Consider the following 13,983-nt stretch of genomic DNA (forward strand, 5'->3'; position numbering starts at 1 on the left):
GCGCGCTCAGCCCTGCAGGTGCTGCTGCAACATCTGCTGCGCCGCCGCCGCCGGGGTCAGCGCGCCCGTGGCCACCTGCCCGGACAGATCCGCCATTGCCGCCTGCGCCTCAGGGGTGTGCAGCCGGGCCAGCAGCGCCTGGCGCACCTCCTGGTCGAACCAGTAGCAGGCCTGCGCCTCGCGCCGTTTCTGCCAGTGACCGTTCTCGCGCCGCCAGTCGATCAGCGCCTGCATCTCGGTCCAGGCCTGATCCAGCCCATGCTCCTCGACCGCAGAAACCATGAGCGCCTTGGGAAAGCCCTCGGGGTCCTGCGGGCGTTTGCGCAGGAGCCGCAGCGCACCGGCGTAATCGGCGCAGGTGCGGCTGGCGACCGGTTTCAGCGCGCCGTCGGCCTTGTTCACCAGGATCAGGTCGGCCATCTCCATGATGCCGCGCTTCACGCCCTGCAGCTCGTCGCCGCCTGCGGGCGCCAACAGCAGCACGAACAGGTCGGACATCTCCGCCACCACGGTTTCCGACTGGCCCACCCCGACGGTTTCAATCAGCACCACGTCAAAGCCTGCCGCCTCGCACAGGGCCACCGCCTCGCGCGAGCGGCGGGCGACGCCGCCGAGGTGGCTTTGGCTGGGGGACGGGCGGATGAAGGCGTTCTTCTCGCGGCTGAGCCGCTCCATCCGGGTCTTGTCACCGAGGATCGAGCCGCCGGACCGGGTCGAACTGGGATCAACCGCCAGCACCGCCACCCGCAGCCCCATGCCGATCAGCATCATGCCGAAGCTTTCGATGAAAGTGGATTTGCCCACGCCGGGCGTGCCCGACAGGCCGATGCGCAGCGCCTGGCGTTTGTGCTCGGCCAGTGCGGACAGCAGCGCGCCTGCCTGCGCGCGGTGGTCTTCGCGGCCGCTTTCCACCAGGGTGATGGCACGGGCCAGGGCGCGGCGGTCGCCCGCCAGGATCTTGGGTGTCAGCTGTTCGATGTCCATCTGGGCCTTCCTGTCGTCTTGCCGCGGACCTTGGCGCATGGGGGGCGGCAATGTCCAGTGGTTGCGGGGCCTGTTCCGCCCGCGGACGGGAGATGCCCTCCGTGTCTTGTCCGCAAGAACTTTACCGTCGCATGCGCTAGACCTCCCTCGCCGCTTTGGCGATAAGGCGGACATGACCAGATTGCCGATCGAAGACGCCCTTCCCGAATTGCTGGACGCGCTGCGCGTGCGTGGCCGTGCCGTGCTGCAGGCGCCGCCCGGCGCGGGCAAGACCACCCGCGTGCCGCTGGCGATGCTGGAGGCCGGGCTGACGCAGGGCCGCATCGTGATGCTGGAGCCGCGTCGGCTGGCCGCCCGCGCCGCCGCCGAACGGATGGCTGAGACGCTGGGCGAGAAGCCGGGCGAGACCGTCGGCTACCGGGTGCGCGGCGATGCCAAGGTGTCGAAATCCACCCGCATCGAGGTGGTGACCGAGGGCATCCTGACACGGATGCTGCAATCGGACCCAGACCTGCCCGGCGTCGGCGCGGTGATCTTTGACGAATTCCACGAACGCTCGCTGAACGCGGATCTGGGTCTGGCGCTGTGCCTTGAGGTGGCCGGGGCGCTGCGTGACGACCTGATCCTAGTGGCGATGTCGGCCACGCTGGACGCAGGCCCGGTGGCGGCGCTGATGGACGCCCCCATGGTGACCTCCGAGGGGCGCAGCTACCCGGTAGAGACCCGCTGGCTGGAGCGCCCGCTGCCCGCGCAAGCGAGGCGCGTGGATGCGCTGGTGGACCTGGTGGTGCAGGCCGAGCGCGACACCAAATCCACCGGCGGCGGCATTCTGGTGTTCCTGCCCGGCGAGGGCGAGATCCGCCGCGCCGCGGGGGCGCTGGCCAAGCGGCTGCCGGGTCATTGCCACATCCGGCCGCTGTTCGGCGCCCTGCCCTTTGCCGAGCAGCGCGCCGCGATCCAGCCCGAAACGAATGGCCGCAAGGTGGTGCTGGCGACCTCGATCGCCGAAACCTCGCTGACCATTCAGGACATCCGGGTGGTGGTGGACATGGGCCAGGCGCGCCGGGCGCGGTTCGATCCGGGCTCCGGCATGTCGCGGCTGGTGACCGAAAAGGTGACCCGCGCCGAGGCGACCCAGCGCCAGGGCCGCGCGGGCCGGGTGGCGGAGGGCATCTGCTACCGGCTGTGGACCAAGGGCGAGGAAGGCGCGCTGCTGGGTTTCCCGCCTGCCGAGATCGAGAGCGCCGACCTGACCGCGCTGGCGCTGGAGCTGGCGCTGTGGGGAGCGGCGCCCGACGATCTGATGTTCCTCACGCCGCCGCCTGCAGGGGCGCTGGCGGAGGCGCAGACGCTGCTGGCAATGCTGGGCGCGCTGGATGCGCAGGGGCGCATCACCAAGCACGGCAAGGCGCTGGCAGCGCTGCCGCTGCATCCGCGGCTGGGGCATATGCTGCTGCAGGCCGGGCCGGATGCGGCACCGCTGGCCGCCCTGCTGGGAGAACGCGATCCCTTGCGCGGCGCACCCTCGGATCTGCTGCTGCGGCTGAAGGCGCTGAAGGACCCCAAGGGGTTTGAAAGCCGCCATCCCTATCAGCTGAACCGGGCGGTGGTGGAACGGATCAAGGCCGAGGCGCGGCGACTGCGCCCGCAGGCCGGACGCTCGGAAGCCGGGTTGTCACCGGCCGCGATGGCCGCCCTCGCCTATCCCGATCGCATCGGCCAGCGGCGCAAGGGCGACACCCCGCGCTATGTGCTGTCGGGTGGCAAGGGCGCGGTGCTGGACGGCGGCGACACGCTGGCGGCGGCGCCCTTCCTCGTGGCGCTGGACACCGACGGCAACCCGCGCGAGGCCCGGATCCGCATGGCGGCGCAGATCACGCTGTCGGAAATACGGGCGCTGTTTGCCGACCAGATCAGCTGGGTCGATGTCTGCGAGTGGTCGAAACGCGAGCGCAGGGTGGTGGCCCGCCAGCAGGAGCGGCTGGGCGCCCTCGTGCTGGACGACCGGATCTGGAAGGATGTGCCCCCTGAAGCCGTGGCAAAGGCCATGCTGGACGGGGTGCGCGACCTTGGCCTGCGGCTGACGGGCGCCGCGGCGCGGCTGGCGGCCCGGGTGGAGCTGCTGCGCGCAGATGGCCATGACCTGCCGGATTTCTCGATCCCCGGACTGACCGAAACGCTGGACGACTGGCTGCTGCCGATGCTCGGCGGGGTGAAATCCGCGGAGGACTGGAAACGGTTCGATGTGCTGCCCGCGCTGCGCACCGCGCTCAGCTGGGAGCAGACGCAGCTTTTGGACCGCGAGGCACCGGGCAGTTTCATCACCCCGCTGGGCCACAAGGTGCCGATCGATTATGCCGGCGAGGTGCCAGAGGTCTCCCTGCGCCTGCAGGAGCTGTTCGGCGTCACCCGGCACCCCACGGTGGGTGGGGTTGCGCTGAAGGTCACGCTGCTGTCCCCTGCCCGTCGCCCGATCCAGATCACCCGTGATCTGCCGGGTTTCTGGGCCGGCTCCTATGCCGATGTGCGCAAGGACATGCGCGCGCAGTACCCCAAGCACCCCTGGCCAGAGGACCCGACGCAAGCGGACCCCACCCTGCGCGCCAAACGGCGGACCTAGCGCCCCGAGACGCTCCGAGACGCCCCGGGGTCGGTACAACCGCAAGCGCAGCATCAAAACCGCCGCAAGCCCTGGGCGCAGGATGGCTGACGGCGGCGCGCGGCCTGCTGCGTGCTTGCAAAGCTGCGGGCACCCTCCTACTTTGTCGGCAATCCGAACAAGACACGGGGTAACCCGATCACAAAGGCTGAGCAGACATGACCCGCACCTTGACCCGCGCCTGGGAAGAAATCGTGAAACCACTTTTAAGACGGCCGAACCGGCTGCAGGTTGCCGCGCTGTGCTATCGCACCGGCGAGTCCGGCAAGGAAGTGCTCATGATCACCAGCCGTGGCACTGGCCGCTGGATCATTCCGAAGGGCTGGCCGATTGATGGCAAGAACGGCCCGGATTCAGCCCTTCAGGAAGCCTGGGAAGAGGCCGGAGTGCGCAAGGCACGGGTCTCCGAACGCCCGATCGGCGAATACAACTACATGAAACGCCACGACAACGGCACCGACGAGCCGGTGACGACGCTGATCTTCGCCGCCGAGGTCGAGGAACTGGAAGACAGCTACCCCGAGGCCGCGGAGCGCAACCGCCAATGGATGAGCCCGCAAGAGGCTGCAACCCTGGTGCATGAACCCCAATTGCAGGACGTGCTGCGCCAATTGTAACATTTTTGTAACAGCTTCATGTCAGGCGCTTGCAACCCGGCAGGTGCCTCGCTAGGCGCGTGCCGAGACCTCAGAATCAGGAATGTCGAGAATGAGCGATGCACCGCAGCGCAGCCAATGGAAAACCCTGGACAAGGATCTGAACCGGATCTCCCAGGTTGAGCTGGCGACCAGCTATGTCTCCCGCCCCCTGGTGGCACCGGGGATTGCGCTGGCCTTCATCGTGCTGGCGGGCCTAGGTGCCGGCGTGTTCTTTGGCGGCTCGGCCATGAGCATGGTGGTGATCGCCGCCGCCGCATTCGGCGCCTATATGGCGATCAACATCGGCGCCAATGACGTGGCCAACAACATGGGCCCTGCGGTGGGTGCCAATGCGCTGACCATGGGCGGCGCCATCGTCATTGCCGCCATCGCCGAGAGCGCGGGCGCGCTGCTGGCGGGCGGCGACGTGGTCTCGACCATTTCCAAGGGCATCATCGATCCGACGGCCGTGGCCAATGAGACGATCTTCATCTGGGCGATGATGGCGGCGCTGATCTCCTCGGCGCTGTGGGTGAACCTGGCAACCTGGGTCGGGGCTCCGGTCTCGACCACCCATTCGGTGGTCGGCGGTGTCCTTGGCGCGGGTGTCGCGGCGGCGGGCGTGTCGGTGGTGAACTGGCCGACCATGGCCAAGATCGCCGCCAGCTGGGTGATCTCGCCGGTGTTGGGCGGCGTCATCGCGGCGCTGTTCCTCGCCTTCATCAAGGCCAAGATCATCTATCAGGAAGACAAGATCGCCGCCGCGCGCCGCTGGGTGCCGGTGCTGGTCGGCATCATGGCCGGTGCCTTTGCCGCCTATCTGGCGCTGAAGGGGCTGAAGCGGATCATCAAGATCGACCTGCAGACCGCCCTGCTGATCGGTGCTGCCGCCGGGGCCTTGTCCTACGTGATCACCGCACCGCTGATCAAACGCCAGTCCGAGGGCATGGAGAACCGCAACAAGTCGCTGAAAGCGCTGTTCGGCCTGCCGCTGGTGATCTCCGCGGGCCTGTTGTCCTTTGCCCATGGCGCCAATGATGTCGCCAACGCGGTCGGCCCCCTGGCGGCCATCGTGCATGCCACCGAATTCGGCGATTTCGCCTCCAAGGTGGCGATCCCGACCTGGGTGATGGTGATCGGCGCCTTTGGCATCTCCTTTGGCCTGTTCCTGTTCGGCCCCAAGCTGATCCGCATGGTCGGCAGCCAGATCACCAAGCTGAACCCGATGCGCGCCTACTGCGTGTCGCTGTCGGCGGCGATCACCGTGATCGTGGCCAGCTGGCTGGGGCTGCCGGTGTCCTCGACCCATATCGCGGTTGGCGCGGTGTTCGGGGTCGGCTTCTTCCGCGAGTGGCACATGGAGCGCCGCCTGAAAAAATCCGCCGCCAGCCGCCCGCCGGAAAAGCGCATCGCCCCGGAGGAGCGCCGCCGTCGCAAGCTGGTGCGCCGCAGCCATTTCATGACCATCGTGGCCGCCTGGGTCATCACCGTCCCGGCCGCTGCCCTGCTGTCCGCGTTGATCTACCTGCTGCTGAACACAATCACGGGCTAAGCCCTACCGACCACACCCGCGCGCCATCCGGTCGACACGACGGATGGCGCGTTGCATTTTCCGGGCCACGGCGCCTTGCGCCCCTGCCCGATCAGCGCGCTGAGCTTGCAGCCTTCCTCGCAGGTTCCTGCCCTGATGTCCCTGTTTCCCCACCGCCTGAAACCAAGAAACCTGCCGCGTATCCCGCGACAGGTTCGATGGTCTGGGCGGCGACACGGTGCCCCGCCCCCGGTGCGAGGTCCGGCCGCAACAGCATACGGACCTCGCTGTGAGACGTTTCCGATCGCTCAGCCGCAGGCCTTGGTCAGGGCCTGGTCGAGGTCGCGGATCAGGTCGTCCGCGTCTTCGATACCGATCGAGACACGCACCACGTTCGGCCCGGCTCCAGCGGCTTCCTGCTGCTCAGGCGTCAACTGCCGGTGGGTGGTCGAGGCGGAGTGAATGATCAGCGACCGGGTGTCACCCAGGTTGGCCACATGGCTGAAGATCTCCAGCGCATCGACCAGCTTGACGCAGGCCTCGTAGCCGCCCTTGACCGCAAAGGTGAACAGACCGCCGGTGCCCTTGGGGTAGCAGCTCTTGGCGCGCTCGTGATAGGGCGACGACGGCAGACCGGCGTAGGTCACGTAGTCGACACGATCGTCCTGCTCCAGCCATTCTGCCACCTTCACCGCGTTCTCGCAGTGGCGCTGCATGCGCAAGGACAGCGTCTCGATTCCCATCAGGGTGTAATGCGCCGCCTGCGGGTTCATCGTCATGCCCAGATCGCGCAGCCCGATGGCGATGCCGTGGAAGGTGAAGGCCAGCGGGCCAAAGGTCTCGTGGAACTTGAGCCCGTGATAGGCCGGTTCGGGCTGCGACAGCGACGGGAACTTGTCACTCGCGGACCAGTCGAACTTGCCGGAGTCGACGATGCAGCCGCCGGTCACGGTGCCGTTGCCGGTGAGGTACTTGGTGGTGGAATGCACCACCAGCGTCGCGCCCTGTTCGATCGGGCGGCAGAGATAGGGCGTGGCCGAGGTGTTGTCGACGATCAGCGGCAGGCCCGCCGCATCCGCCACATCGGCCAGCGCCCGAATGTCGGTGACATAGCCGCCGGGGTTGGCGATGGATTCGCAGAACACCGCGCGGGTGTTTTCGTCGATCGCCGCCTTCACCGCCTCCAGATCGTCGGTGTCGACGAATTTGGCGGACCAGCCGAAGCGCTTGATGGTCTGGCTGAACTGGGTGACGGTGCCGCCATAAAGCCGGGTCGAGGCGACCACGTTGCAGCCCGGGCTCATCAGTGCGAACAGCGCCATGATCTGCGCCGCATGGCCAGACGAACAGCAGACCGCCCCGACGCCGCCTTCCAGCGTCGCCAGGCGTTCCTGCAGCACGGCAACCGTGGGGTTGGTCAGGCGCGAGTAGATGTAGCCGACCTCCTGCAGGTTGAACAAAGCGGCGGCATGTTCCGCGTCGCGGAACACGTATGCGGTGCTTTGATAGATCGGCGTCTGCCGCGCACCGGTGGCCGGGTCAGGCTTGGCGCCGGCATGGATCTGCAAGGTGTCAAAACCGTAGCTCGGAGCGTCGGTCATCGTTCAGTCTCCCTTAGACGTTGTTCTGTCGCGCGCACCTCAGCATGGCCGGGGCCGGAACGCAATCGCGCGAATGTCGCGCCAGAGCGCAAAGCGCCCCCGCCGCCGCATGGGCCAGCCCGTCGCCCCTCGCCGCCCCACCGCGCGCAGCGCGGTGCCACCCCCAACTGCAAGCCTGCGCCGCAGGCGCTGCTGGCGCAGGCGGGAGCCCCGCCGCCCCGGTAGTCGCAAAACGCGCGCGCCCGCGGCAGGTCGACCGACGCTAACGCATCCAGAAGCCTTCGGACTTGATCCGGTTGCGGATCGCCTGCTCGCGGCGCGGCAGGTTGTCCTGATCGAACAGCGCCCGCACCTTCTCGCCCCGGCGCTGGTAGACCATCCGCTTGATCGGCTCGTACTGCTTCAGCACCTTCTTGAGGCGGTTGGGGGCGGTGATTTCGTGCAGCAGCGCCACCACCCGGTCGCTTTCCCGCGCATACAGCAGCGGGAACACTCTGTAGTGGCAGCTGACCTCCCCATCCAGATACCCCGCAGGCAGCGCGTCCCGTCCGCCCCCCAATTCATGGATGACCAGCGGCAGCACGATCTGGTCCAGCCAGGGGTCAAGGCTCTGGCCAATCAACTCAGCCGGGGGATCATCCCGCACCGATTGCGCGTAGCGCAGGAACCGCGCGCCAAAGGCCCGCGGACAGGCCCCATAGAAGTATCCCGCGTTGAAATAGAGGTAGCGCTTCCAGAACTCGTGCGGCTGGCTGAGATCAAGACTGCTGGCGAAATCGAGTTTGAAGCGATCATAGAGCGAGCGCCAGATGCCGTCGTATCCCGGACCATACAGCGTCGGTTTCGGCCAGCTGCCCTCGACCCGCAAGGACGCCGACGGACGGGAGAAATCAAAAGGCACATCCGCCAATTCGCCGGTGATGAGCGTATCGGTGTCGAAGAACACGAAAGGCTCGCCTTCCGGCATCACCTGCAAGGCTTCGATCTTGTTGCCATAGGGATAGGCGCTGCCGAACACCTGGCTGTCGAACGGGACCATGCGCGCGCCAAGCTCCTCCAACGCGGCAAGCACGTCCGGGTTGCGGATGCGCGGATCCCTCTGCCACAGTGGGCCGGGCTGAGGCACCGCAACATAAAGCTGACCGGAGAAGCCCGGCGCACAGTGCCGCAAGGACGCCGCAAACAGCACCGCCTCGTACTGCAACCGGCCCGCCTGGCCGACAATCAGGATGTTGAAGGGGGCATCTGCCATGGTTTTCCCCGTGTTCCGTCCCGCCCGCACGGGTAGTTTTGCTTGGTGAAACAGCTAAGCGCCAAAGCCGGTCCATGCAACCGTCGCGCTTGAAAATCGGGCGCGCGGCAGAGTTTAGCGCATTGCAGGAGACAGACCATGCTTGACGTGATCCTGGCCATTCTGGCAGCCACCGCGCAGACCGGCGATCCGGCCGCTGCCGTGCACGCACCCGGCGGAGCACCTGTGGCCCAGGCGCCTGCTGCACAGTCGCCCGCGCCACCGGCCCTGATTGCCGAGCCACAGGACGCGACTGGCCGCTTCACCACCGCGCTGGAAGTGAGGCCGATCCTGGCCGCCACCCGGAGCAACTGGATCCATGTGCGAGAGTTTCAGGGGCAGGATCTGCTCTATGTCACCCATCTGTGGTCCTGGCGCTGCGGCCTTGTGCAGATCCGGCTGAGCGTCAACGGAGGAGAGCCGGAAGTCTGGCCTCTGCCCGCCTGCCACCTGGACGAAGGTTTTCCCAACATGATCAAAGCCGAAGACGGCATGCCCTATCGCGAGTACCCGCTCGGAAGCGTTCAGGCGGTGACGGTCGAACTTACCTACGATGACCTTGGCACGGAAACGCTCAACTTCGGGCGCAACGGGCAACCCCGCCCCTGACGGCTCTGACGCCCCCGGCCCGGCAAAGTCCTTCGCAGAAAGCGAGATGTGAAACGCGTCAGTATCATCCTCGCGACCTGCCCGGACGGAGGCGAAAATGTTTCTGCGCATGCGCACGTTAGCGGCTTGACGGTACCGACGCGGTCTAGTACCAGTCCCGCACGCGATCGGCAGACCACCCTGGCAGTTTTGCCGTCCCGGGTGCGTCGGTTTGGAACGCGGTGTAAAGAGTGCCCCTATAGCTCAGCTGGTAGAGCAACTGATTTGTAATCAGTAGGTCCGCGGTTCGAGTCCGTGTGGGGGCACCATGATTTTCGAAAAACGGTATGCAATACAAGGTCTTAGACCTAAGAGGCCGCATTCAGCCCCATTTAAAGCCCCACCTTTTCAATTTGATGCCTTTAGCCACCGGCTTCCTAGCCTAGCGGAAACTTGCCCCTCAGTTGGGACGGCGTTGCCTTTGCACCATGGCGCATTGTTCGCGATAAGCATTTCGATTTTGCGATGCTTCATGCATTCTACGCCATATTTTAGGAACACATCATTTGAGGGGAGGGAGAGATGTTGGCACATCTAAAGAAGGCACTGTTGGCATTCAGCCTCACTCTAACGTTGTCTTCGGAGGCAATCCCGTCAGAGCTAGTGCCCGCTGGACAGTGCGCAATTGTTGCCGCCTCCCGAGCCACTCTAGCCGAAGCGAACGCTTTCATCGCCGAATACGGCATTGAGGAACTTGCCACAATCTATGAGTCCGCAAATGGATGGCTCGCAATCTCGATTGGAGCGGTACCAGTTCAACAGTCCGGCTCAATCTTAACAACCTTAAAACGGAAAGAACTGATTCCAAACGACGCGTACTGCTCGACTGGAAAGCGATACCTTCGAGTTGTTCAGGTACCTGATGAACACTTCAATCGGTCGGCACGCCCCTCAAACGTTGAACCTATGGGGGAGTTTGACGCGCGCGTATTGACGTATGATGAGAAGCGCTTCTTACAAACCGCCCTGGCGCTGGAAGGTTACTATTTTGGAATGCTTGACGGAGCATGGGGACGAGGAAGCCAAGGGGCATTGGAGAGATACACGAGAGACAAATACGACGCGGAGCCTGTCAACGTTCACGCTGCTGGCCTGATTTTTGCGGTTATCGATGAAATTGCCGAAGGCGGCTGGCAAATCCGCTATCTAGATAGGCTTGGTATGTCCGTGGCAATTCCCCAAGAGCGGGCAGTTTTAGTCAATAAAAATGGGCATCAGGAAGAATGGCGGGACCCGCGTACCGGCTTGGAGTACGCTTGGGATAGATTTGACCAGAAATCGACCAACGCCGCGCATCAAAATATGATCGACGCGCACACCGGTTTTAAGCCACCCTACACGGTAAGAAAGCCCGGAATGGCAGTCACCTCGATACACTCACGAGACCGCGTAGAATATCTACGCTCAGATTTCATCAATGGCGCTTGGAGCGTGGTGTATATATCAGCGCCCAGACACAGCAAAAACGCCTTCAATCTAGCATCAGCCAGCTTAGCCAGTGGTCGCTCCAGGCTTCTCCAAGTTCCAGAACAGGGAGTTTTGGTTGAGCAGTTCGACGTGCTTTTAGCCGCGTTGGAAAGAGAAAGCTCTAACGGCCCGGCGCACACAGAATCCATATCGCCCGATAACGGGCATGACGGACCCGATGGCACGGGGTCTGCGTTCTTTGTGAATGAAAGCGGTATTGCCTTAACCAATGCCCATGTTGTCAACGGATGCTCAGCACTTCGAATAGACGGAAAAGCAGCGACGCTGATTGCGCAGAGCGAAAGCTTTGACCTTGCTGCAATCAAGTATACGGAACTAGAGAAAACCTCGTTCCTTGAATTTGCCAAACTTCCGGCCAAACTGAACTCAGATCTAACGATTGCGGGCTATCCGCTTCACGGGCTACTTGGCGGCCTTAATGTGTCACGCGGCGCGGTTTCTTCGTTGAAAGGACTGGGCGGCAGCGAAACGACGATGCAAATAACCGCCCCTGTTCAACCTGGTAATTCAGGCGGCCCCGCAGTGAACAACAATGGGTCTGTCGTGGGTGTTGTAGTCGCAAAGCTGGACGCACTATTAGTTGCGCAAAAGGTCGGCGATGTGCCGGAAAATGTTGGGTTTGCGGTTCGCGGTGAAATCGCGCAGCTTTTCCTATCCTCTAACGGCATCAAGTTCTCTCGAAAGCCATCCAACCAAGCACTATCTGGAGAAAGCATTGCAGAGCTTCTGGACAAGGCCACCGCGTTGGTGGAGTGTTTCCGGTGACGCAGCTGCAGCCCCCTCTTTGGATAACGCATTTAGCCAAGCATCTAGCTAAACAGAGGGCTTAGCCGCCTCTTGAACCGTCCACCTCTCACGGTAGATCGCCCAGCGCTTCTGCTGCGCTTGCGCAATTCTATCTCGCCCCTCGGAAGTTTTCGGCCCGGTGGATAGCCCGCCGTGAAACCGGCAACGCCTTTTACCAGGGATTGGCCTAGCACGACAGGCGGCGCCCTTGCGCGTTCGTGCGCCGCATCGCTTAGAAGCGACTTGGAAGTCAGGTGTGTCTAAGACCCCATTCCGCGCGCGCGTAGGTGTTGGAAAATTGTCCCTCGGCTCTGGGGCGTGCGGCACCAGATTCGACACCTCGCACCCCATAACCAAGAATAACCGGGAAGGCGCGTGGCCTCGAATCCGCTCCCTTCCCTTTCGCTCCCAGTATTTAACCGATGACGGATGCAGCCCGGCCAAAGCCGCCAACGCTGGGCGCGACAACCCCAAGCGCTGACGGTGCTGTTTCAGTTCTTCACCGGTCATGTGTTTTACTCCTGCCATATGGCTAGATGTAGATATGTCCTAGTCATTGTGACGCATCCGCACGGAAAACCGCTTAGCCAGACACAATCTTTAGGACGGGAGGGCCGCTGGAGATTGCAGTTTCGGATGATGCGTCAGCCTCATTGTGACGCCGATGCACTGAATTAGTGCGGGGCTTCTTTTTTTCCTGCCAACGCATGAACGCTTTCCGGGCCGGCTTTCCGTCTTGGGTCGGCAACTCATCCAGTGCCCAATGCGCAGCCTCACCGATGCCTGATGGGCCAAGGCAGTGCCCACGCGTTGCGTGGATGAAGCCGTGCTCCTGTAACAAATCAAACCAATTGCCAACAGTGTTGCGGTGTACGCTCAACGCCCTTGCCGCGTCCCTATGACTCAGAATGATTGTCCCGTTGTTGCTACCATTGTAGCGCCGCTTCAGCTCGACGTAGAGCGCGCGAGGGCCAGGTTTGAGGCTCCCCCAAGCAGGGGAAGCCTGGAGCCATTCGTGAAGCTGCACATGGCGGCCACCGCCGCGCTTGTGCCGTTTGTACGGTTTGCGGCTCATAGGGCGGCCTCCCGTTGTGCTATTACCTTTGCCACCTGGCCTGCAATCCGCAAGCTCTTACAGGTGCCCAGATGAAGCCAGGTGCGCCGGTCGTCGGCGGGCTGCCTATGCGCCCAAACGTGCCACAAGCCGCCACAGCGTGTCAGTTTAGTCTCTGGCATGATGCAGCCCTCCAAAGTGCAGTTCTGCCAACACGACAGCCCGTGCGCGGCTCAGGCCGAGAAGCAATTGCAGGCGTCGGATCTGTTTTTCGCGCGAGACGGCGGTGTTATGGTCAAGACTGCTCATGCGGCGTCTCCATCCAGCAAGTGCGCGGCGCTGGGCGGGTAGCGCAGAGTTTTAGGATCGGTACCGGGGCGCAGCCAATAGTGTTTGATGTTGTCCTTGCCTCGGTACTTGTCCTCGATAGGCCAATGGTACTCTGCCCGCAGCTTGTGGATGACAGCGGCAAGCCGCCAGCCGTTCACTTCGCGGATTTCAGTTTTATGGGTCAGGGTGCGCCCTGCCACCAAGTTCTTGCAGACCCAGAAGACCTGACTGGGGTTGCTATGCCAATGATTGCTGTTCATTTGATTGCCTTTGCGATGATGGGGCAAAGGGCGTATGCTGGCCGGGCCTCCAAGCTTTAAGCCGATGACATACTGCCCGCTCCCCTGCGTTAGTGGGGGCGGGTTTGGTTATGCTGCCTGACGGCTGCTCAGCCATTCAGCGATGGCGCTTTCCGGCCAAGCGACAGCCTTGCGGGTCAGGCGTACCGGGCGGGGAAACTCCCCCCGGCTCATCATCGCGTATATCGTGGTACGGCTCAGGCCGGTGAGCGCTTCAACTTCGGGGCGGCGGTAGTGCTTCTCTGCCATCTGGGAATGCTCCTGCATCTGGTGGTCGATGCAGGAATGATTGCAGATATTCCCTTGTGTTAAATGTTTGTAATCAGCGCCTTAAGCGGAAGGCTGTTTTGGTATGAGTGCTTGGGCGATTGGCCAGTTTTCTCCGCACCGCATAAACGATGCCATAGAAGGTGAGGAACCGCCTAGGCGGTTTTGACGTTGAAGAGAGCGCGGTAGCGAGCTTGAATGCTAGGGTCAGGATGCATTGATTTCCGCCGCACTGCGTAATTCACGGCTCGGAAAATGGAGCTGTGACATGAGCGATCTTTTCTGGCTGACCGACGAGCAGATGGCCAAGCTCACCCCTTTTTTCCCGAAGTCGCATGGCAAGCCTCGGGTTGATGACAAGCGGGTGCTGAGCGGAATTATCTTCATAAATCGCAATGGTTTGCGAT

The 13,983-nt window shown here is 63.4% G+C and carries 12 protein-coding genes, 1 tRNA gene and 1 pseudogene; 7 read left to right on the forward strand and 7 right to left on the reverse strand.

The annotated features are described in order from the left end of the window. Positions 1-6: 6 nt before the first annotated feature. Positions 7-984 (reverse strand): methylmalonyl Co-A mutase-associated GTPase MeaB, encoded by a 978-nt coding sequence (gene meaB, locus AB9K35_RS15140; protein WP_369927289.1) that lies wholly within the window; start codon positions 982-984, stop codon positions 7-9. Positions 985-1,156: 172 nt separating this feature from the next. Here meaB and hrpB point away from each other — a divergent pair, with 172 nt between their 5' ends. The 3 genes from hrpB to AB9K35_RS15155 all read left to right on the forward strand — a co-directional run bounded on the left by hrpB (position 1,157) and on the right by AB9K35_RS15155 (position 5,833). Continuing rightward, a complete protein-coding gene (gene hrpB, locus AB9K35_RS15145; protein ID WP_369927291.1) occupies positions 1,157-3,604 on the forward strand; it encodes an ATP-dependent helicase HrpB in 2,448 nt (815 codons plus the stop codon). 197 nt (positions 3,605-3,801) lie between these two features. Continuing rightward, positions 3,802-4,260: an NUDIX hydrolase gene (locus AB9K35_RS15150; RefSeq protein WP_369927292.1), complete on the forward strand. Its 459-nt coding sequence runs from the start codon at positions 3,802-3,804 to the stop codon at positions 4,258-4,260. Between the two features lie 91 nt (positions 4,261-4,351). Then, positions 4,352-5,833 (forward strand): inorganic phosphate transporter, encoded by a 1,482-nt coding sequence (locus AB9K35_RS15155; RefSeq protein ID WP_222454083.1) that lies wholly within the window; start codon positions 4,352-4,354, stop codon positions 5,831-5,833. Between the two features lie 287 nt (positions 5,834-6,120). On the opposite strand, the gene AB9K35_RS15160 is transcribed toward AB9K35_RS15155, so the two are convergent. Next, the gene (locus tag AB9K35_RS15160; RefSeq protein ID WP_222454084.1) at positions 6,121-7,413 is read right to left on the reverse strand and encodes an O-acetylhomoserine aminocarboxypropyltransferase/cysteine synthase family protein; all 1,293 of its coding nucleotides are present in this window, start codon (positions 7,411-7,413) and stop codon (positions 6,121-6,123) included. A gap of 262 nt (positions 7,414-7,675) precedes the next feature. After that, a complete protein-coding gene (locus AB9K35_RS15165; protein WP_369927294.1) occupies positions 7,676-8,665 on the reverse strand; it encodes a hypothetical protein in 990 nt (329 codons plus the stop codon). Positions 8,666-8,803: 138 nt separating this feature from the next. On the opposite strand from AB9K35_RS15165, the gene AB9K35_RS15170 reads away from it, so the two are divergent. The 3 genes from AB9K35_RS15170 (at position 8,804) to AB9K35_RS15180 (ending at position 11,605) form a co-directional block, all read left to right on the forward strand. Further along, entirely contained in the window at positions 8,804-9,313 is a 510-nt protein-coding gene (locus AB9K35_RS15170; RefSeq protein ID WP_369927296.1) for a hypothetical protein, read from the forward strand. Positions 9,314-9,545: 232 nt separating this feature from the next. Further along, positions 9,546-9,621 (forward strand) — tRNA-Thr (locus tag AB9K35_RS15175). A 253-nt stretch (positions 9,622-9,874) separates the two neighbouring features. Continuing rightward, entirely contained in the window at positions 9,875-11,605 is a 1,731-nt protein-coding gene (locus AB9K35_RS15180) for a trypsin-like peptidase domain-containing protein (protein WP_369927298.1), read from the forward strand. Positions 11,606-11,653: 48 nt separating this feature from the next. On the opposite strand, the gene AB9K35_RS15185 is transcribed toward AB9K35_RS15180, so the two are convergent. The 4 genes from AB9K35_RS15185 to AB9K35_RS15200 form a co-directional block, all read right to left on the reverse strand. Beyond that, positions 11,654-12,154: an HGGxSTG domain-containing protein gene (locus AB9K35_RS15185; RefSeq protein ID WP_369927300.1), complete on the reverse strand. Its 501-nt coding sequence runs from the start codon at positions 12,152-12,154 to the stop codon at positions 11,654-11,656. 694 nt (positions 12,155-12,848) lie between these two features. After that, positions 12,849-12,989: a hypothetical protein gene (locus tag AB9K35_RS15190; protein ID WP_369927302.1), complete on the reverse strand. Its 141-nt coding sequence runs from the start codon at positions 12,987-12,989 to the stop codon at positions 12,849-12,851. Further along, the gene (locus tag AB9K35_RS15195) at positions 12,986-13,270 is read right to left on the reverse strand and encodes a hypothetical protein (protein WP_369927304.1); all 285 of its coding nucleotides are present in this window, start codon (positions 13,268-13,270) and stop codon (positions 12,986-12,988) included. Before AB9K35_RS15195 ends, AB9K35_RS15190 begins: the two co-directional genes overlap by 4 nt. A 108-nt stretch (positions 13,271-13,378) precedes the next feature. Beyond that, positions 13,379-13,558, reverse strand: coding sequence for a helix-turn-helix transcriptional regulator (locus AB9K35_RS15200; RefSeq protein ID WP_369927306.1), 180 nt, complete (start codon positions 13,556-13,558; stop codon positions 13,379-13,381). Positions 13,559-13,844: 286 nt separating this feature from the next. On the opposite strand from AB9K35_RS15200, the pseudogene AB9K35_RS15205 reads away from it, so the two are divergent. Further along, positions 13,845-13,983 (forward strand): annotated as a pseudogene (locus tag AB9K35_RS15205) (IS5/IS1182 family transposase); the annotation flags it as partial.

This window comes from Leisingera sp. XS_AS12 (genome assembly GCF_041224635.1).
Taxonomy (GTDB): domain Bacteria; phylum Pseudomonadota; class Alphaproteobacteria; order Rhodobacterales; family Rhodobacteraceae; genus Leisingera.